Source organism: Rhizobium sp. 42MFCr.1 (assembly GCF_000377185.1).
Classification (GTDB): domain Bacteria; phylum Pseudomonadota; class Alphaproteobacteria; order Rhizobiales; family Rhizobiaceae; genus Rhizobium; species Rhizobium altiplani.
On sequence record NZ_KB897836.1, the window covers coordinates 21,521 to 41,605 of the forward strand.

20 protein-coding genes are annotated in these 20,085 nt (G+C 59.5%); 6 read left to right on the top strand and 14 right to left on the bottom strand.

The features are described from left to right. Window position 1: 1 nt before the first annotated feature. The 3 genes from C934_RS0118370 to C934_RS0118380 form a co-directional block, all read right to left on the bottom strand. Entirely contained in the window at window positions 2-1,540 is a 1,539-nt protein-coding gene (locus C934_RS0118370) for an L-aspartate oxidase (RefSeq protein ID WP_018858111.1), read from the bottom strand. After that, window positions 1,537-2,508: a quinolinate synthase NadA gene (gene nadA / locus C934_RS0118375; RefSeq protein WP_018858112.1), complete on the bottom strand. Its 972-nt coding sequence runs from the start codon at window positions 2,506-2,508 to the stop codon at window positions 1,537-1,539. Before nadA ends, C934_RS0118370 begins: the two co-directional genes overlap by 4 nt. A gap of 69 nt (window positions 2,509-2,577) precedes the next feature. After that, on the bottom strand, window positions 2,578-3,480 hold the full coding sequence (locus tag C934_RS0118380; protein WP_026371905.1) for an NUDIX hydrolase: 903 nt from the start codon (window positions 3,478-3,480) through the stop codon (window positions 2,578-2,580). A 368-nt stretch (window positions 3,481-3,848) separates the two neighbouring features. Between C934_RS0118380 and C934_RS0118385 the strand changes: the two genes are divergently transcribed. Then, entirely contained in the window at window positions 3,849-4,244 is a 396-nt protein-coding gene (locus tag C934_RS0118385) for a helix-turn-helix domain-containing protein (RefSeq protein WP_018858114.1), read from the top strand. A gap of 29 nt (window positions 4,245-4,273) precedes the next feature. Here the strand turns inward: C934_RS0118385 and C934_RS0118390 are convergent, their stop codons facing one another. The 6 genes from C934_RS0118390 to C934_RS0118415 form a co-directional block, all read right to left on the bottom strand. Continuing rightward, window positions 4,274-4,543, bottom strand: coding sequence for a hypothetical protein (locus C934_RS0118390; RefSeq protein WP_018858115.1), 270 nt, complete (start codon window positions 4,541-4,543; stop codon window positions 4,274-4,276). Window positions 4,544-4,608: 65 nt separating this feature from the next. After that, entirely contained in the window at window positions 4,609-5,355 is a 747-nt protein-coding gene (locus C934_RS0118395; protein ID WP_018858116.1) for a TfuA-like protein, read from the bottom strand. Further along, window positions 5,352-6,611 (bottom strand): YcaO-like family protein, encoded by a 1,260-nt coding sequence (locus C934_RS0118400; protein WP_018858117.1) that lies wholly within the window; start codon window positions 6,609-6,611, stop codon window positions 5,352-5,354. Before C934_RS0118400 ends, C934_RS0118395 begins: the two co-directional genes overlap by 4 nt. Before the next feature lie 12 nt (window positions 6,612-6,623). Continuing rightward, window positions 6,624-6,755 (bottom strand): hypothetical protein, encoded by a 132-nt coding sequence (locus C934_RS36180; RefSeq protein ID WP_007795609.1) that lies wholly within the window; start codon window positions 6,753-6,755, stop codon window positions 6,624-6,626. A 124-nt stretch (window positions 6,756-6,879) separates the two neighbouring features. Next, window positions 6,880-8,823: a BTAD domain-containing putative transcriptional regulator gene (locus tag C934_RS0118410; RefSeq protein ID WP_026371906.1), complete on the bottom strand. Its 1,944-nt coding sequence runs from the start codon at window positions 8,821-8,823 to the stop codon at window positions 6,880-6,882. A 232-nt stretch (window positions 8,824-9,055) separates the two neighbouring features. Beyond that, a complete protein-coding gene (locus C934_RS0118415) occupies window positions 9,056-10,096 on the bottom strand; it encodes a glutamine synthetase beta-grasp domain-containing protein (RefSeq protein WP_018858119.1) in 1,041 nt (346 codons plus the stop codon). 493 nt (window positions 10,097-10,589) lie between these two features. On the opposite strand from C934_RS0118415, the gene C934_RS0118420 reads away from it, so the two are divergent. After that, window positions 10,590-10,793 carry a DUF2735 domain-containing protein gene (locus C934_RS0118420; RefSeq protein WP_018858120.1) on the top strand — a complete coding sequence of 68 codons (204 nt, stop codon included), beginning with the start codon at window positions 10,590-10,592 and terminating at the stop codon, window positions 10,791-10,793. A 203-nt stretch (window positions 10,794-10,996) separates the two neighbouring features. Beyond that, window positions 10,997-12,208 carry a TIGR03862 family flavoprotein gene (locus tag C934_RS0118425; protein WP_026371907.1) on the top strand — a complete coding sequence of 404 codons (1,212 nt, stop codon included), beginning with the start codon at window positions 10,997-10,999 and terminating at the stop codon, window positions 12,206-12,208. An 84-nt stretch (window positions 12,209-12,292) separates the two neighbouring features. Here C934_RS0118425 and panB read toward each other — a convergent pair whose 3' ends face one another. Both panB and panC read right to left on the bottom strand, forming a co-directional pair. Next, window positions 12,293-13,114, bottom strand: coding sequence for a 3-methyl-2-oxobutanoate hydroxymethyltransferase (gene panB, locus C934_RS0118430; RefSeq protein ID WP_018858122.1), 822 nt, complete (start codon window positions 13,112-13,114; stop codon window positions 12,293-12,295). Further along, entirely contained in the window at window positions 13,114-13,989 is an 876-nt protein-coding gene (gene panC / locus C934_RS0118435; protein WP_018858123.1) for a pantoate--beta-alanine ligase, read from the bottom strand. The genes panB and panC overlap by 1 nt, the downstream gene beginning before the upstream one ends. A gap of 383 nt (window positions 13,990-14,372) precedes the next feature. Between panC and C934_RS0118440 the strand changes: the two genes are divergently transcribed. After that, window positions 14,373-15,038, top strand: a complete 666-nt coding sequence (locus tag C934_RS0118440) for a J domain-containing protein (protein WP_026371908.1) — start codon at window positions 14,373-14,375, stop codon at window positions 15,036-15,038. 12 nt (window positions 15,039-15,050) lie between these two features. Here the strand turns inward: C934_RS0118440 and C934_RS0118445 are convergent, their stop codons facing one another. From C934_RS0118445 to C934_RS0118455, 3 genes are all read right to left on the bottom strand, one after another. Beyond that, a complete protein-coding gene (locus C934_RS0118445; protein WP_018858125.1) occupies window positions 15,051-16,046 on the bottom strand; it encodes a Tim44 domain-containing protein in 996 nt (331 codons plus the stop codon). A gap of 86 nt (window positions 16,047-16,132) precedes the next feature. Next, a complete protein-coding gene (locus C934_RS0118450) occupies window positions 16,133-16,591 on the bottom strand; it encodes a YbaK/EbsC family protein (protein WP_018858126.1) in 459 nt (152 codons plus the stop codon). A 52-nt stretch (window positions 16,592-16,643) separates the two neighbouring features. Then, the gene (locus C934_RS0118455; protein WP_026371909.1) at window positions 16,644-17,417 is read right to left on the bottom strand and encodes a DeoR/GlpR family DNA-binding transcription regulator; all 774 of its coding nucleotides are present in this window, start codon (window positions 17,415-17,417) and stop codon (window positions 16,644-16,646) included. 518 nt (window positions 17,418-17,935) lie between these two features. Between C934_RS0118455 and C934_RS0118460 the strand changes: the two genes are divergently transcribed. Further along, window positions 17,936-18,715, top strand: a complete 780-nt coding sequence (locus C934_RS0118460; RefSeq protein ID WP_018858128.1) for a glycosyltransferase family 25 protein — start codon at window positions 17,936-17,938, stop codon at window positions 18,713-18,715. Between the two features lie 74 nt (window positions 18,716-18,789). Beyond that, a complete protein-coding gene (locus C934_RS0118465) occupies window positions 18,790-20,079 on the top strand; it encodes an O-antigen ligase family protein (RefSeq protein WP_245267969.1) in 1,290 nt (429 codons plus the stop codon). The last annotated feature ends 6 nt before the right edge of the window (window positions 20,080-20,085 follow it).

Sequence of the window (20,085 nt, forward strand, 5' to 3'; positions counted from 1 at the left end):
ATCAGGCACTCCGGGCGAAAGAATGGGTGGCGGCATGTGCGACATCGAGCACATCGGCAAATGTCATGAAGCGGCGTTCGGCGACAGGCAGCTTCAGCGGAAAATCGGTGCGGGCATGCGCTCCGCGGCTTTCCTTGCGCAGCATTGCGAAGACGGCAATTGTCAATGCAACGATCGCCGGGTCAGCAGCGGGTCCGTCGGATTCCGCGAGCGGCAGCAGGGTGGCAATCGCACCCTGGAGAGCCCCAGCATTGCGCAGCACGCCGAGGTGACGCGACACGATCGCGCGCACCGTAGACGCATCCGGTGCCGGCCCGGCTGAGACTGCCGGAGCCGACCGAACGGTGCCCGGCAATGTCGCTCCAATATCACGGGCGGCCCGAATACCAAGGGCTGCCGCCTCGAGCAGCGAATTGCTGGCCAGACGATTGGCGCCGTGCAGTCCGGTCGAGGCGGCTTCGCCGATGACCCAAAGACCGGGGACCGAACTGCGCCCCGTCAAATCGGTCGCAACACCGCCCATGTGGTAGTGGACGGCGGGGCGCACTGGAATGAGATCGATTGCCGGGTCGATTCCGGCGTCCTGACAGAGTGCATGGATCGTTGGAAAGCGGGAGGCAAAGCGATTGCCGAGCGCAGCACGGGCGTCGAGAAAGACACGCCGCCCCAGCGAGAGCTCGTCGCTGATGGCGCGCGCAACGACGTCGCGCGGAGCAAGCTCGGCGCCGTCGAAACCGGTCATGAAGCGCTCCCCCCTGTCGTTGACGAGAACAGCTCCTTCGCCGCGCACAGCCTCGCTGACAAGCGCCAAGGGCCGTCGCGCAGAGTCAAGGCCGGTCGGGTGAAACTGCACGAATTCCATATCGGCAAGCCTGGCCCCCGCCCCTGCCGCCAGCGCGATCCCCTGACCGAAATTGCAAATGGGATTGGTCGTGGCATCGTAGAGTCCGCCGATCCCACCTGTGGCCAACACCACCCGGTTGGTCATGATGGCAGCGGTTTGCCCTCCCCGGCTGATGACCACACCGGTGACAGATCCGTCATGGCTCAAAAGCGAGCGCACCTCGGATGCATCGAGCGTGGTAATCGAGGGCGTGTTGGCGATTGCCTGCACTAGTGCGGCGATGATCGCAGCACCCGACCCATCCCCTGATACATGCACGATGCGTCGACGCGAATGTGCCGCCTCAAGGCCAAGGACCAGGCGACCCTGACTGTCCTGATCAAAAGAAACGCCGGCGCGCTCCAGGGCGGCGATGACGGCCGGCCCCTCTTCGATGATCTCGGATGCGGCTTGCGCATCACACAGGCCGTCGCCGGCAGCAAGTGTATCGGACAGATGCAACTCGGTGCTGTCATTCTCGCCGAGGCTTGCGGCAATCCCCCCTTGCGCCCAGGCGCTCGAGGTCTGCGCACCAATGGCGCCGCGGGTAATGAGCACAACCGGCTGCGGCGCCAGCGTCAGCGCCGTCATCATACCGGCGAGCCCGCTTCCCACGACGACGACCTGCCCGCTCAATGACCCGAGAAGCGCGGTCATATCGCAAGCATCCGCTCGACCGCACGCCTTGCAGAAACGGCAACTTTAGGGTCGACAGTGACCTCGTGGCGGTTTTCCTCGAGTGCAGCGCGGATATTGGCGAGCGTGATCCGTTTCATGTGCGGGCAAAGGTTACAGGGGCGGATGAACTCTACATCGGGATGGTGCACAGCGACGTTGTCGCTCATCGAGCATTCGGTGAGGAGCACGACACGGGCCGGACGCTGCTGCCCGACAAAATCCGACATCACTGCCGTCGACCCGGCAAAATCCGCCTCGGCCACGACATCCGGAGGACATTCTGGATGCGCCAGCACCGTCACCCCGGGATAATTCTCACGAAGCTGCCTGACATCATCCGCCGTGAACAGTTCATGGACCTCACAGTGACCATGCCAGGCAAGCACCTCGACCGACGTTTCGCGGGCGACGTTTCGGGCGAGATACTCGTCTGGAATCATCAGCACGCGCGGCACGCCGAGCGACTCGACAACCTGCCTGGCATTTCCCGATGTGCAGCAAATGTCCGATGCCGCCTTCACGGCCGCCGAGGTGTTCACATAGGTAATGATAGGCACGCCGGGGTGGGCTTGGCGTAGAAGCGCCACATCCTCGGGCGTGATCGAATCCGCCAGCGAGCAACCGGCCCCCATATCCGGGATGAGCACCGTCTTGTCGGGATTGAGGAGCTTGGCCGTTTCGGCCATGAAATGCACGCCGGCAAGCACGATGATATCCGCCTCGACGTCAATCGCCTTGCGCGCCAGTGCCAAGCTGTCGCCGACGATATCGGCAACCCCGTGGAAGATTTCCGGCGTTTGATAGTTATGCGCAAGAATGACGGCGTTTCGCCGCCGCTTCAGCTCAAGGATCGCCTCGACGTCATCTTCGAACGACATCCACTCCGCCTTGGGGATGACGCGACGAACGCGCTCGTAGAGCGATGATGCGGAAACGCTGGGGTTCATGGCCGGCTCCTATTTATACTCAATCAGAGCATATCTAGAGCGCATAGATATTCTCGTTATGAGCATATGTCAATTGCGGGAGATTGGCAGCTTTGATCCGGCGAGCGCGCGTTCTTCCAGGACAGCATGGCGATAACGGAAAAGCTTTGCGGGGCGTCCGCCCGTTTCGCTCGTCGTCTCGCCGGTTTCCTCGACAAGTTCCTGCTGCTCGATCAGCCGCCGGAAATTCTGCTTGTGCAGCGTCAGCCCGGCAAGCGCTTCGACACTGCGCTGCAGCTGCAGCAGCGTAAAGCTCACCGGCATCAGCTCGAAAACGACCGGGCGATATTTGATCTTCGCACGCAATCTCGCAATGCCTGTCGCAAGGATACGCCGATGGTCCGCGAACATTGCCCGGCCCGGATTGTTCTCGGCCGCACAGCCCGACTCGTTCACAACGCCCGCTTCATAGAGGAGCTCGTAACGCTGCAATACAAGATCCTCGTTCCATGAGGCATCGCCGAGCCCAAAGGCGAAATTTGCCCGGCGGATCCGATCCTCACGACGGGACGGATCACGCTCGGCCCACGCCATAAGGCAGTCGACCAGGTGGTCGAGGACCGCCGGTCGCCCGGTGCGCCAGTCTTCCCACGGAAAATAGCCATACCAGCCCTGCCAGCCGGGTCGGCCGCCGCCTGGCGTCGCCTGCTCATGCACGAGGCCGAGGTAGCTGATCGAAATCGTCCGGCCGCCCAGGATTTCGTTGTTTCGGTCGCGGTCGGCGAAGGTGTAGAGCTGTTCCAGATAGCCGACCGGATGGCCCGTCTGCTCCTGAACCCATTCACGCAGACCGCTTTGCAGTGTGCGATGTCCCATTTCGAACGGACCGGACGGCAGTGCATCACCGGATCGGATCGTCATGACACGCGGTTCGCCACCCGTCACCGCAACCAGTACGGCTATCAATTCGGCATGAGCAAACCCGATCGTCACGGCAGCTACGAATCCATCTGTATCGACTGATCTATCAGTGACATACCACATCGCGACGCGAAAGCGCTCCGGAGTTTGGAGGCGGAAAGGCTCGCCAATGCGCAGGATTGCTGGCGCCTCGACGCGAAGGAATCCGTCAAATTAAAACGGCCGGCAGCACACGACCTGTGGTTGCTGCTCCCCGTGACGGAAATTTGCGATTTAAACCCCTCGCAAATCGGGCGAAAGCCGAATATCCAACATGTTGCCCATAAGCTCTCTATGCGGGATAAAAAACACATCAACGCAATTGATCCGTTCAATTATCTCCGTTAGGTTGATTGCTGGCATAATAGTCGCGTAACAACCGGCGTTGGAAGGAGAGAGCGATGAAGGAAGGTCCCCATGCAGTTGATGTTCACGTCGGGAAGACAATCCGCATAAAGCGTCTGATGCGTAAAGTATCGCAGACCGAACTTGGTGATCGGGTCGGCGTCACCTTCCAGCAGATCCAAAAATATGAAAAGGGATCAAACCGCGTTTCCGCGAGCATGCTGGTCGAAATTGCCGGCGCCCTTGATGTCGACGTCCGATCTTTCTTCGAGGACGTCAACCCCAACTCGGCCAACGATAATCCAACGCCCAGCGAGGAATTCGTTGTTTCCCGCGACGGCGTGCTGCTCAATGCCGCTTTCCTGTCGATCAAGAACGAGCATGTTCGCAAGAAGATCGTAAAGCTCGTACAGGCAATTGCCGGCATGGAACAGCTGGACGACGGCGAGTAAAGGCGCAGTCCCAACGTCACCCCGGTCCGTCAGTGGCAGTCGAGAAGCACTAGATTCTCGCTGGCGTCCTTCATTGCGACCTGCGTCTTGGTGCCGATCAGCTTTTCGAGGTTGACGTCGAGCTCCCGTTCGGGGTCAATCCCGTCCCAGTCGATGACCACCTGAAGAAGAGCCATGTTGGTCAAGTGCATCAGATTGTTCAGCTTGAGCTTCTGTGCCTCATCCTTTGCCGCCGAAAGCAACCGGAAGATTCTCGCGTACTCGCTACCCGTTCCCTCGTCCCGCGTCAGAATGTTCATTGTCACTGCCTTCTCCAATGATGAGCCTTCCGGGCTTCAGCGATATCCATCATTCAGGTCCGGCGTTACTTGGGCGTTACAGGCGTGACAGCGCCTGTGACTTCCGCCCGCAAAAGCTCCCAATGCGAGGTGGCGGCGAAGCCCCAGTCACGCGGCTGGGGAGCAAACCTCACCTCCAGCAGATATTGCAGGACGAGTTCGGCGTCCTGACGCTTGCGCTCGACCTTTCCGGCGCGAATCAGCCGCAGGATCTCCTTGGCACGGCCGTCACCGGAAAGGGTGCAGCCTTCGACGACCTTGGGATAGGTACGCTCTGAGAAATGGATCGAACGGCCCGCGAGCAACAGCATCTTGTGCTCGGCAGGCGAAAGTGCGCCCTGCCGATAGAGACCGTCGATCGTCGGCTGAAAATCCACCCACGGAACCGAAAGCGGCAACCAGCCGAGCTCTTCCGGCGCATGCACGAGCGCGACCGCCTCGTCATCGATCAGGCGACCCTCGGCATAGTCCTCGTAGATCGTGCCGACCCCAACCATCCCGAACGCGTCGCATTCGGCTGCGCGAAGCGCGCCCATGCTGGCACCCCCGACAACGATGACATTGTGCTGCAGCCCATAGAGGATTTCCTTGTGCCACACAGCAGGCACTTCCCCGAAGTAGCCGTCAACAATCCCGATCGCATGCGCTCCATCTCGCACCGCCTGGAATATGTCGCCGCGTGCAGCCGGCCCACGAAAGAGGATCGACGGATTCTCGACCCGAAGCCTATCGATGTCGGCGCCAAAACTCGGACCGCCAAAAATGACCTTCATTGCATCGCTCCCTGCATGGCGCTCACGGCCCGCAATCCGAGTTGAATGAATTCGCCGCTGACATCCACCTCAAGGCCAGGAACGATCATACGAACGACCGAGACCGGCAGACCCGGATGGGAAAGCGGCACGGCCACCACCTGATCGATACCCCTCGACCTGAGCCGATCGAGAATGCGGCCGATGTTTTCCTGCATGGTGCGCTGCGGAGCTCCGAGAGAGAATTTGGGAGTAACCGGGGCTTCGTCGCAGAGATTGATGAGCTCTTGCATCGGGCCACCATCATCGAGCCTCTGATAGAGACGCGGGGAAAAGTCGTCACGACTGCCGGCAATCGCCGTCAGTCGGCTCTGTGCGGCCTCGGTGATTGCTCGCAGTGCTGCGCGAACAGGATCAGGATGGCATCCGCATCCCCCGCAAACATGGGTCCAGCGGGCATCCACGCGCTCGCCGAGATTGCCGGGAATGATAACTGCCAGAAAACTCGGAACGCCAATATCGGTCGTCATGTCGAGCAGCAACAGACGCATTCCAGCGCGCCGGATGCGATCGACAATGATATCGAGCACAGGGTCGCCGAACGCGATCGGATCAATCCGCGCGCCGCGCAGCTGTTCATAGGGACGCAACTGCGTCAGCGCCCATGCGTCGCGTTCAACCAGTTCACAAAGACCGTGAAGCACGGCTTCCGCCGGCCGGTTTCCGGAAGCGAGACCGTCGCTCGACTGCTCAAAACCGGACGGCCGGGTGCCCCGATGGTCGAGGCCGACGAGCGGCCAGGGAACGAAGACGGGACGGTTGGACATGATATCGAGGCCCTCGCCCCAGGCGATCGGCTCGGAACCAATCTCCGAAGGGACACAACGGGCCACCGAATCAAGGTCGATCATCGGCGCATGCTCAGCCCTCATGCCGGCGACAGTCGCAATGACAAGGTCACTTGGCTGGCTCTCGGCAACACGCGTCTCCACCGCCTCCATCGCAGCCGAGGTCATTGCCGCCTCCTCGTCGATGCCCTTTCCCTGGAAGACGGAAAGCGTATAGCTGTTCGGTCGCGTGGCAAAGGCAACGGGGATCTCGAGGAGATCCAGCGCGGTGAGCAGACCTACCCGCGTAATACCGAGTTCCTTGAAATGCGGCTTGATCGCCGCGAATGTCTGCCCAGGCGTCAACGAGCGGTCGTGATAGCTGTTGATGCCGGCCGATGAGAGGCTGAGATCTTGCGCCAGGCGCTCGAGTGCGGTCTGAACAGACATTCGCATCAATCCTCAACGGAACTTCAGGGCGTGAACGATATTTGCCGTCGCGTTCGTGTCGAGCTGCACTGCTTCCTGCTTCAGGACGGCCTGAGCGGCTGCCGAAAGACGGACTGCAACGGGCTTGATCTGTGTCGTCGTCATTGTTTCATCTCCTGTTTGAAACAGCATTGCGCTGCGGACACAGAGAAGATGCACCAACGGGCGTTATTTCGGCGTGACCGAGATTTTCATCAGAAAAGAGGGAAAACGCCGAAGTTGTAGCGCTTCAGGACAGTCCGGCGATGCGAAGACCGTCGATCAGCTGACGCGTGTCCTCCGGATTGCGATCCGGCACGAATTGCCAGACGTCATCCGTGCGGAAATCCGGGAAATTCTCGAGGACAATGGCGGCATAACGCGACGCGGTCCTGAGGTCGCCGTTCTTTGCATGAGCTGCAGCCAACAGGCGCGAGGTCGCCGGACGATCCTTGACGCGATCGAGAACCTCGATCGCCTTTGCGTAATTTTCCTGGACGAAGTGAATGCCACCGAGGTTCCAGTAGTAGTAATCCGGAGGCAGTGGATTGAGCTTGATCGCCGCCAGGCTCAACTCCAGTGCCCTGTCACTCTGTCCGTCATGCAAAAGCGCATCCGCGTGGTCGGCGAGGATATCGGCGTCATTCGGGTTGAGCATCTGCGCTTCCGAAAAGAAATCGAGGCTGTCGCTGAAGCGGCGACGGTAAAGAGCGACAAAGCCCAACTCACGCATCGCCCGGCCGCTATTGGGGTCGGTGTCGCGCGCAAGCCAGGCCGACCGGTCGGCGTCCTCCAGTAATTGCGTGTCCTTCATCCCGCGCACCAGCCACTCCATGCCGAGCACGCGCGCCATTCCGGCGTGCGCGGATGAGAATCTGTCATGACGGGCCAGCGCCGATTTGAACCATTTGCGCGCCTGCCGCAGATGCTGCAGATCCGTCTTCGAAACGAGACGCTTTCCTTCAAGGTACAACCGGTATGCCGACGGGTTGACGTCGTGCATCATGTCCAGAAGCTCGCGGCGCTCGATCGTGTCGGCAAGCGTCATCACGATACGCCGCGCAAGCTGCGCGAAGGAGTGATTGACATTCTGCATGGCGAGCGGCAGATCGATTGCCCACAGCACCTCGGCCGTTGAGGTCTTCGTCAATCGGCAGGTCGCATAGATGTCGTCATCACGGCCATGGATGGTGACATAGACCGTATAGTCAAAGCGCAGTTCAGGCGGCGTTGGAGCAGCAATGCCCGCAAGATTGCGATTGACGATTTCCAGACTGGTATGAGCGGCAATAACCTTGAAGCCACGTTGCTGGCTCAGCCCGATCGTTACCTCTTCCAGCAAGGCTCGCCCCACACGCTGCAGCATCGGATCAGACAAAATCGAATCCGGCGGCAAAATGAGGACACGGGGCTGCCCGACCGGGTCGGTGGGCGCGTTCGCGGGCACAGTCATGGGTGAACTGGCCAGCATGGCCGGAGCGATGATGCCGAGTTCCTGCGCGAGGGCCTGCGTCACGCCATCCGGTTCCGCACCATATTCGGTTTTCAGCTCACTGCGGCAGCGAAAATATGCCTGGCGCGCGGCTGCAAGATCCTCCGCGTCAACGTGCCTTTTCATCAGCGCCCGGCAAGCGACCTCGTTCGCAGGGTCGGCCTCGACGAGCAGACCCGCGAGGAAGAGGACATCGTCGGAGGTTAGCTTTTCCGGCGTTTCAAGCAGTGAAATGATATGGGCTTCGCGACGGTCGGCGATGCGCTGTCGCTCCACACCGATGCGCTCTTCCGCTTCAATCGTCGGCGCCTTGAACCCCTCGAGGAGATCGCCGCGAAGCAAATCCCACGCAGGACGTGGCAACGGCGCGGCCGTATTGGTCAATACCAGGACGTCGGCATTCCATCCCTCGTCGTTGAACGAGACATGGCTGTTGGTCGTCTTGACAAGGCGGGGCATATCATCAGGAATGCCGCGATCGATACGCGCAAGTAGCTGGCGCAAGCTGCCGGCACGCTGTTTGGATTGATCCGATTGCCAGAGTATGCCGCGCAGGATCTCGCGGTCCATGGAATATTGCGGCGCGCTCACCAGGAGGGCAAGCAACGCGTAGGCCTTCTCCGGCAATGCAATCTCGGTCCCCTCTGCAAAAAGCGCAGGCGTTCCGAGCAAGCGGAGGAAGTGGCTGTGTTTCCCTGTCACGGCAACTCGCGATTGGAGGATCCGCGAAGAGTATAGGACCAAACACCGACAACGCAAAAGGATTATGCTTGTCCGGCTGGAGTTTTCAACCACCGGGTGATTTTGGTGGATGGATCGCAGCGGCGCCTGCGAGGGCGCTTGCGCTGCAAATTCGGTGTCAGCGGGCCGCCAGTGAAGGAAATGGCGCCGATCAGTCGACCGGCGCCACCAAATCTAACGCAAGATTGCGGGCTTAGGCCGCGGCCGAAGCAAAACCGGCAGTCGGAACTTCCGAGATCGTCTTCAGAACCTGCGAAGCGATCTGGTAGGGGCAACCCTGAGAGTTCGGACGACGATCTTCCAGATAACCGCGATAGCCATTCTTGACGAAGGAATGCGGAACGCGGATCGAGGCGCCACGGTCAGCAACACCGTAGGAGAACTTGTTCCACGGAGCCGTCTCATGCTTGCCGGTCAGGCGCTTGTCGTTATCAGGGCCATAGACGTTGATGTGGTCCATCAAGTTCGCTTCGAATTGCGCCATCAGCGCCTCGAAATAGGCCTTGCCGCCGACTTCGCGCATGAACTTGGTCGAGAAGTTGCAGTGCATGCCCGAGCCGTTCCAGTCTGTATCGCCGAGCGGCTTGCAGTGATACTCGATGTCGATGCCGTACTTTTCCGTCAGGCGCTGCAGCAGATAGCGTGCCATCCAGATCTGGTCGGCAGCCTTCTTTGAGCCCTTGCCGAATACCTGGAACTCCCACTGACCCTTCGCCACTTCGGCGTTGATGCCTTCGTGGTTGATGCCAGCTGCGAGGCACAGATCAAGGTGCTCCTCGACGATTTCGCGAGCGATCGAACCCACGTTCGAGTAGCCAACGCCCGTGTAATACGGACCCTGCGGAGCCGGATAGCCGGTTTCCGGGAAGCCGAGCGGACGACCGTTCTCGTAGAAGAAATATTCCTGTTCGAACCCGAACCATGCGTCTTCGTCGTCGAGGATGGTGGCGCGGCTGTTGGACGGATGCGGGGTGACGCCATCGGGCATCATGACTTCGCACATGACGAGAACGCCGTTGGTGCGCGCCGGGTCCGGATAGATCGCGACCGGCTTCAGCACGCAGTCAGAGCTGCGGCCTTCGGCCTGCATCGTGGACGAACCATCGAAGCCCCAGAGCGGTAGTTGCTCGAGCGTCGGGAAAGCGTCGAATTCCTTGATTTGCGTCTTGCCGCGGAGATTTGGTACCGGGGTGTACCCATCGAGCCAGATGTACTCGAGCTTATACTTGGTCATTTGCGAGTCTCTCAAACATAAATCGTGAGCAAAACCTCACGCGAACCGACCGTTGAAGCGACCAGGCCGCGAAGGGCTGCCAGATGGTATGCACGTCGCGTGCCAGTTTGGTCTGAACGGCATCACGAACTGTTCAAAGCTCGCCGGTCGATCGGCGGGCTACAGGCCAACTGGCCGTGATCGTGGGCGTGGAACTGATAGCGGACTCAATCATTTAGTCGCCAGGGAAATGGTTGGCGCATCGGTCGAGCAGATCCGATTGCGGGGCGCCTTCAGGCGCAACATTTTTTTCGCACCCACCTTACAATGATTACTTTTTGTGCGTTTGCCCATATTTTGAACTTTCAAAGATTCTGATATAAACCGCAGCAAATTTGGATGCTCATTATTCCGACAAATATTGCACTTTTTTCAATCATATCGCGCAAATCATGTGCACATGTGCTATCGTCGCGTCGACGTCATCGGAGGCAGGTGAACAAGGAGGCACAAAATGGCCGTTGGTGTGCATCACGAGACTGCAACGATCCATGCATTTCCACAGAAGCGCTTTGCCGCAGGCGAAACACGTCAAACGGTTGATATTGAAGAGGGGATGGCTCCATCCGTTTACGAAAGTTGCTGGTATCACGAAGAGGCAATGAAGAAAGCCGAGACACCTGCAAAGCCGAAATTCACGCCCCGCATCGTGGATTGATCTTCGCCCAAACGATGCCAGCCATGTTACAACGGCTCTTGAGGCGGCGTGCCTAACTGTCCGCAGGCGCGCATTCTGCAGAACATAGCCCCATTTAAATGCACAGTATGTGCTGGAGCGTCCCATACCCATCGCAGCGCTCTTGCACACGGCGCTCGCGCGGGCCATGAGAGAGTTTGCAGATCGAGCCCGGGCAACATTTCATGGTCAAGAAGCAAATCGCGATCCTCGGCGGCGGGCCGGCAGGCCTGATGGCCGCTGAAAGCCTGTCGTCGGCCGGGCACACCGTCACAGTCTATGAAGCGATGCCGACCGTTGCGCGGAAGTTTCTCCTTGCCGGCAAGTCCGGGCTAAACATCACCCACTCCGAGGACTACGATCGCTTTGCGTCACGCTTCGGCACGTCGAATGCCCGCCTGCGCCATGCGCTCGACGGCTTCAAGCCGTCGGATGTGAGAGCCTGGGCCGCAGGGCTCGGCACCGAAACATTCGTCGGATCTTCGGGTCGGGTGTTTCCAACGGCCATGAAAGCCTCGCCGCTCCTGCGCGCCTGGCTGCGAAGGCTTGAGGCGCAAGGTGTTCAGATCCTCACCCGGCACCGCTGGATCGGTTTTTCGGATGGAGGCTATATGATCGCGGCAAGCGGGGCTGCATATGTGGTCAAACCAGATGCAGCCCTGCTCGCACTTGGCGGAAAGAGCTGGCCACGGCTTGGCTCCGATGGATGCTGGCTGCCCTGGCTGAGAGAGAAGACCATCGCCATCCATGAGTTTCAGCCTGCCAACTGCGGCTTCGATGTCGATTGGAGCGAGCACCTGCGGCAGCGTTTTTCCGGTGAGCCGGTCAAATCCGTCACGGCAACCTCGAGGGTCGGCACCATTCCGGGAGAATTCGTGATAACCCGGCATGGCATCGAGGGTAGCCTCGTCTACGCCCACGCGGCCGTGCTGAGAGAGAGCTTGGCAGCTGGCCAAACCACAACGATTGACGTCGATTTGCTGCCGGCACGCACACAGGATCGCATCGCCAACGCGCTTGGAAAGCAAGATCCGAAAGCAAGCCTGTCAAACCGGCTCCGCAAGGCAGTTGGCCTCGATGGCGTGAAGGTGGCGCTTCTGCGAGAGCTCGCAAGGGCCACAGACCTCAATGATCCCGATCGACTGGCGCGTCTGATCAAGGCCCTGCCGATCCCCGTTCAAAGAACGCGCCCGATCGCCGAGGCGATTTCCTCGGCAGGTGGCGTCGAATGGGGGGAGATTGACCGGAACTATATGCTGAAGGCACTCCCCGGCCTTTTCGTTGCCGGTGAGATGATCGATTGGGAAGCCCCGACAGGCGGCTATCTTCTAACAGCATGCTTTGCCACCGGCCGGGCCGCCGCGCGAGGGATCGACGCCTGGCTCCGTGAACGCTAAACGCCCCAATCCGTGTTCCAGCGCCTATGGCGGAGGCCTTGCCGCTCACCCGTGACGTACGGGATCACAGGTGGTGGCTAGACACTATGACTTGCGTTGGAACGTATGTTCCTTGGTGGGGAACTGCCCGGTGCGGACCTCCTCGGCGTAAGCTTCAACGGCTTGAGTCACCAGAGGGCTCAAATCAGCGTAGCGTTTCACGAAGCGCGGTTTGAAGTCGTTGAAAAGCCCCAACATATCGTCCGACACGAGTACCTGCCCGTCACAGGCAGGGGATGCGCCGATGCCGATCGTCGGCACGGGAATGGAAGCCGTGATGTCACGAGCAACGGGCTCGACGGTTCCCTCGACGACGACCGCGAAGGCACCGGCTTCTGCGACTGCCAGTGCATCGCGCCTGATCTTTGCGGCCTCCTCATCGGAATGGCCGAGCGAGCGGAAGCCACCGGCCGTGTTGACGAGCTGGGGCATCAGCCCCACGTGAGCGAAGACCGGAACGCCTCTTGCTGTCAGGAACGCAATCGTCTGCGCCATTTCCTCTCCGCCTTCCAGCTTGATGCCGTCGCATCCGGTCTCTTGCATCAGCCGGACGGCGCTTCGAAAGGCTTGTTCCTTTGATTCCTGGTAACTACCGAAGGGCAGATCGACGATGACGCAGGCACGCGATACGCCGCGCATAACGGCGCGGCCATGGGCAGCCATCATGTCGAGCGTCACGCCAACTGTTGTTTCCATGCCGTAAAGGACCATCCCAAGCGAATCGCCCACCAGGAGAAGGTCGCAGTGTGGATCGAGCAGGCGGGCGATCGGCGTCGTATAGGCCGTCAGGCAGACGACACGGTCCTTGCCCTTCATCGCCCGAATCGAGGCTGTCGTCAGCCGCTTCTGCTTGCTATGGGTGCTCACTACGCTGCCCTCGAATTCTTGACCGATTTGAGCCCGATGATTTTGTTGTCGAGAAGCCGCGTCGTGCCGACACGCACGAAAAGCGCGACAAGGGCAGGCGCCGATTGCAGCGAGGATAGTCGTTCCAGGGTTTCCGGGTGCCGCACCGCAACCACTTCAGGCGTGGCGAGCGGCTCCGTCGCGATGAATTGCCTCAACGCAGCCTCCAGCTCCTCGGGACTATCGCAGCCCTTCGCATAGAGCTGCTCGGCTTGCGCCAGCGCATTCGGCACGACAATGGCCGCCGCCCGCTCACGCTCGCTGAGATAGATGTTGCGCGACGAGTAAGCCAGGCCGTCGGTCTCCCGTACGGTCGGCACGGCAACGACACGAACCGGCTGGGCGAGATCCCTGACCATCCGCTTGATGAGCGCCACCTGCTGGTAATCCTTCTCGCCGAAATAGGCACGATCCGGCTGCACGAGGTTGAAGAGCTTCGTCACAACGGTCGCGACACCCGCGAAATGTCCGGGGCGGACCTCCCCTTCCAGTTGGTTTCCGAGTGCCGGCACATCGACGACCGTCAGCATCGGCTCCGGGTACATTTCGCTGACATCAGGTGCAAACAGGATATCGACGCCGGCCGCTTCGAGCATCGCGCTGTCGCGCGTCAGGTCACGCGGATATTTGGCAAGATCCTCATTGGCCCCGAACTGCAGCGGATTGACGAAGATGGATACAACGCTCGCCTCGTTTTCGGCGCGCGCGCGCCTGACCAACTCCATGTGTCCGACGTGCAGGAAACCCATCGTCGGCACAAAGCCGATCGTCTTGCCGTCGCGCCGATAGGCACCAAGCTGATCGCGCAATTCTGCGATCTTGCGGATAGTGCGCATGAAACCTCCTCCGAATTCTCCGGGGACCTCTAGGAGGGCCGGACAAATGGTGGCGGATAGAACTCGATTTGACGAAATGCGTCAACGCGGGCCGCGGGATTATATCGATTAAGCAGCAGACTGGGCACGCGTTATTTTCAGCGGGAGCGCGATGACGCGCCTGGCATGCTCAAAGGGCCAGGGTGTTGAACGGGTGAATGGGGCGGTGGATCTCCATCAACCCCAATCGCGCGTCCGACAACCGTGTCATGCCTGCATTGAATCAGCGGATTTTGTTTATTCTTTTTGTCCAAACTCCGCCCCAGTGATGGTAGAAGAAGGCCTCGATGGACGAATGCCCTTCATGGGTGTCACGGCAATGTCCGAACAGCGACGGAGGGATGGTGACCAATCCTTATGAGATTCTTGGGGTCCGGCGAGACGCGACCGACGAACAGGTGAAGGCTGCTTATCGGCGTCGCGCAAAGGCGACGCATCCGGACTCTGGTGGCGACCCGGAGGCGTTCAGCCGCGTCCAGAAGGCCTACGAGCTTCTATTGGATCCAGTTCGCAGAAAGGTCTTCGATGACACCGGCTACGATGTCGAACTGGCCGATCCCGTCGATCTGCAGGCACTTATCGTCATCGAAAAGCTCGTCAATCAACTGACCTTGGACGAACGCGAGCCAGGCACGTTCGATCCCCTCGCCCGCATGCGGTCCGACCTTTCTGAGGAAATGCGCAAGGCGCGTTTCAGCAAAAGAGAACTCGAGCGCCACGCCTCACGGATCGAGCATCACCTGGAGCGGCTGGAGAAGCGACCGGCGACCGACATCCTCGGTTCCATGTTGCGCGCACGGATCAAGGCGATTTCGACTGCAATCGGCGAAACCGAGGCGAAGATCAAGGCCAATGAGCGCGCCTGTGAAATGCTTTACGACTATACCTATGAAGTAGACGTTCAGGAAGGCGAAGAGGGCCTTGCCGTGGAGGACCAGTCGGCGCCGGCCCTGCGCGGCAAGCGTGACGATCGCCCGCTTTGGGTCGTCCCGACTGCCCAGGAAGGTTGATGCGCCGCGAGGTTACGCGGCGCGCTGCTCCGTGCCCTGGATCGCGGCAAGCTTCCACTCGTCCGCCCCCTTGCGGACGAAGGTCCAGACTTCCGTTGTTTCCGTAGGTCGACTGTTGTCCCCACTGACGAGCTTGCCATTTGCCCGCTCGACAAGCGCATCAACAGACGAATAGCGCATCGCGAGCGTCGCGTAGTCCGCGCCATCCTCCCGCCAGGCTTCGGCAATATCGCCCTGCAGCAGCTTGACGTTGGAGACTTCGTTGCGCACGCCGTTCGTCGCATTCTCCCCCAGCTCCTCGGCCAGGTAGGACATGGCCTCCGGTGTCGTCAGACGACGCAATGTGCCGTAGTCTTCGGCACCATAAGCGGTCTGCACCTCCGTCAGCAGTTGCTCGAAGCGGTCAAGATCGCGTGGACTCAACCCGAGCTCGTCATTTGGTTTCGCGCTTGCCTGTGGCTGTTGATAGCCTAGCCCCGATCCAATCGACGGGATCTGAAACGACCCGTTGCCGGCTGGAGTCATATTGCTAGCCGTTGCGCGACCAGGACCGCCGTAGGCCGGTTGGCGGCGATTGGCGAAGAAACGCATGGCAAAGGAAATCGCAATCGCAATCAGAGCGATTTGCAGCAACATGCCGAGGAAGCCGAAGCCGCCACCAAAACCGTGGCCGAGCAACATGCCAAGAAGACCGCCAGCGATGAGGCCGCCGATCATCGACCGTCCGAAGCCGTTGAAGAAGCCGGGCCTCTGCGCGCCGAGCGGTTGCTGGCCGGCATACGGCGCGTTGGTCTGCGGGCGAGGCGTCATCGAACGCTCAATCGGTGCGGCAGGCGAAGGCGCGGTGCGGGTAACGGGCGGCGCCTGGAAGGTCCGTGTACCACGGCTGCCGAATCCGAAGCCGCCAGCCCGGCGCGCATCAGCCTCGCCGATCGAGGCAAACACGGTAGCGCCTGTCAGAGCGGCAATCGCCGCAACCTTGGCAAAACGCGAAACGGCACTCGGCATCCAATCTCTCCTGTCATGACAAACGATGCATGTCGGGAGCTTATATAGGGATTGCCTCGCGGGTTTGAAGCCTTAGGGGGCGATCTTCATTGGCAGACATCGACCCAGGTTGCCTTGGTGAGTTCCGCCAAGCGTTCGGTCGATATGCGTACCGCTGAATTGGTGGAGCCGGCTGCTGGTACCACCTCGTCAAATTGCCTCAGCGAGACGTCGCAATAAATCGGCATAATCGTTTGTAAACCGAAGGGGCAGACACCCCCCACGGGATGGCCTGTCACCTCCACGACCTCGTCTGGCCCAAGCATCCGGCCCTTGCTCCCGAAGGTATCCTTGAACTTCCTGTTGTCGAGCCGGGCAAGCCCGCCGGCAACGACAAGCATCGTTTTCTCACCGACACGCAGGCAGATCGTCTTGGCTATCTGGGCGGGATCGACCCCATGCGCCTCCGCAGCCAGCGCCACCGTCGAGGAACTTTCGGCGGTTTCGATGATCTCGACGTCGGGTGCATGTGCGCGGAAGAACGCGCGAACGGTTTCTAGACTCATGGGCAAAAGCTAGCGTAGGACCTGGATGAAATGAACCCCAAATTGTCAGTGGCTATGCATCCGCTGATCCGGTCTCGATCAACTTCACGCTGTTTTCCTGACAGAGGCGGCGGATCGACGGCGCAATGCACCGATCGGTGATGAACGTATGCACCTGGGGAAGTTGCGCAATGCGGACGGGCGCAGTCCGCTCGAATTTTGTTGAATCGGCCACGAGGATGACATGCCGCGCATTTGCGATGATTGCCTGCGCGACTTTCACTTCGCGAAAGTCATAGTCAAGCAGTGCGCCATCCTCGTCGATCGCAGACGCGCCGATGACCGCATAGTCTACCTTGAACTGCCTGATGAAATCGACGGCTGCCTCCCCCACAATGCCGCCATCGGAGCCACGCACCACGCCGCCAGCGATGACAACCTCTATCGTCGGGAACAGTCGCAGTCTGTTGGCAACGTTGATGTTGTTGGTGATGACCATCAGTTCGTGATGGTTCGTCAACGCCTCCCCGACCGCCTCGGTTGTCGTGCCGATATTGATGAAAAGCGAGGCGTTATTGGGAATGAGAGCGGCTGCTGCAACGCCGATTGCCTGTTTCTCCGTGGCCGCAATCTGACGTCTGGCCTCGTATTTCACGTTCTCGGTTCCACTCGGGAAGGTCGCTCCACCATGGACGCGGGTCAGGATCTGCGCATCGCAGAGGTCGTTCAGATCCTTGCGGATCGTCTGTGGCGTGACGGAGAAATGCGCAGCCAGATCCTCGACGAAAACGCGGCCGTTCGATTTGGCCATACCGACTATTTCCGTTTGGCGATCGCTCAGGAACATGAGCCCTGTCTCTTTCACTTGCGTTTCGTTTTGCAGCCTGAGAAGGCTTAGCAGAGGCACAAGCGCACGCAAGGGGCGATCTGGCAGCAACAGGAAGTCTGTGCAGGGAGTTTCGATTTCGATCGCAAGTTTTCGCGGTTGCCGCCCTTTCGACAGCCAGCCAACCAACGCATTGGGGTTAGGGCAAAGCTCGGAAGCGGGACAGCAAATCTCGAAAACTGATGCACTGATTCTACATTTGGCTTGCAAAGACCGGCCATGTTGAAGATAGGAGGCTTCTGCGCTGGATTTTGCGTGATCGCTACAGCAGGGACTTGATGTCGCGTTGGCCTCGCTCTCGCGACATGACCACTGTCTCAATTGTGGATGCACACGTAAAAGGTGTTGTAGATAAGGATGGACGGAAATACTATCCATTAAAAGCCGCTCAAAGGCGGCCAATTGCTTGTGGCCTCCGCAATCCCTTCGAGGCAGGAGCGACGCAGGGCCAGGGAAGTGCCACATATGACGCGGATCAGATGCTGAAATTGAACACCCCCGCAGGAATGAAGCGTTTGCAACCCTTGATCGGTGCCTACGTGATCAATCTGGACAGTTCTTCAAAGCGATGGGCGGAAGTTTCGTCGCAGGCAACCTTGGCTGGCATGCAGATCGACCGAGTTCCCGGCGTTGATGGAAATGCGATCCCGGCGACACAAAGATCCGGGTTCAACGAGAAGGCGTTCCTGCGCAGCAACGGGCGGCAGATGCTGCCTGGCGAATATGGCTGCTATCGTGCCCACATCAGGGCCTTGGAAGTCTTTCTGTCCAGCGACTACGAAAACGCCATCATCATGGAAGATGACGTCGAATTGCGTCACGATTTTACCCTCAGGGCAGCTGCAATCTTACGAGCAGTGCCTTCCGCAGAGGTGGTAAAGTTGCTTAATCACAGATCAAAGTGGTGCCGGACAGTGGCCGTTTCAGAGTATGGAGATGAAGTTGGGCGCTGTCTGCACGGTCCGCAGGGATCGGCTGCTTGCTACCTGGTCACACGCAAAGGAGCCGGAAAGCTGCTTGAATGCGCCGACAACATCGAGTTCCCCTACGACATGACGCTCGAGCGCGGGTGGAAGACTGGCGTCAGCATTTACACAGTTCGGCAAAATATCGTCGAGTTGTCCGCGCGCTCTGCTATGAGCCAGATAGCAGACCGGGCTCAATACCGTGCCGTAAAATTGCGAGGCGCGCGTAAGCTCGCGACGCATTTTCTTCGCGTAATCGAGTATGCACGCCGAATCCGGTATGCACTGTCATGATGGCGCCCGCTTTTCGCAGCGAGGTGAAATCGTCCGCCCTCAACATCACCACATGCATCTTGTGGCTGGCCATGATGTCAGTCACGTTGATAGAAACCGATGTCTATCGATATGCTGCCATCCTGCTCATGGGCTTGACCTTTGCGCTTCGCAAGGCCCATTTCCGCCCGGCATTGACCGACTGGCTGGCGATTGTCTGCATTGCCTGGGGCGTCTTTGCTTTGTTGAGATTCCTCTTCGGCTTGATTTCAGCCGGTGAGAAAGGCGCGTCCGAATGGCTCTACGCTTTCGCAATCTTTTTTCCCGCGATGGGCGTGACACTGCAGACGAGTTGGCATCTCATCAAGCCAATTTTGTTGGCCTTCTTCTGCAGTGCGCTCGTCCTTCTGGCTGCGTCGACGCCGTTTTCAGCAATCGTGGCGGGCGAGTACATATCTCCCGCTTTCCATCATAATTCCATTCACGGCGCCGTCGGGTGCGGCTTCATCTTCATCGGAGCCTTCTACTGGGCGCTGCATCAGTGGGAGACCGGCAGCTCTGCGCGGACAAAGGCAATTGTGCTGGCGATCGCCCTGGCGGTTATCGGCTTGGCGATTTTCAATATTTATGGCGCCAAGTCCAAAGGTGTGTGGCTGGCGCTGGTGCCTGCCGTTGGTCTGATGACTGTCACGACCCTCGTTTATCTCAGGACAAAGACCGTACTGGCCGCCGCGATCGCTGGGCTCCTGCTCCTTTCGTGGGGCATCTACGAGGTCCGTGGCAACGTCGCGCATTACGGGGGCGCGACACTCAACTCCGTTGTGATGATCGCGGAACGATTGGATAGCGGTGCTCCGCTTGAGCACGTGATGAAGGAGGCAATCGAATCATCACAGACCCCGATGTCGTTGGATGAACGGTTGCAGCTTTGGACCAACGCGCTGAGTGTCATAGCCGTCTCACCGATTTTCGGCAGCGGCAACGGGTGGCTTACGATCTGGCGGACCACATCTTATGCCAGCGTGCCATACACGCTGTTGCATAACGGCTATCTGGAGATTCTGGTTCGATATGGCATCGCCGGCCTCGCGATATTGGCGCTTATCGTTTTGTCAGGCATCTATCGTGTCTATCGTGCTTCATCGGCAGGCGTGATCAGCAAGAGCGCTTTTGCCTGCTACCTGACGCTCGCGGTTTACTTTGGCTTCACAATCCTGAGCAATTCCAACAATCGCCTCGCGATCGGCGAGTCCTATGCGTTGCTGTTTGCTGCCACATGTTTTGCCTGTTCGATGAGGTTGCGTTCGCGCTTGGGTCAGCGAAGTGACGTTGTTCCTGATATCAGCGGCCCGTCCGACGCAATCCCCGCGCGCGTGCAAGGGTAGGATCAG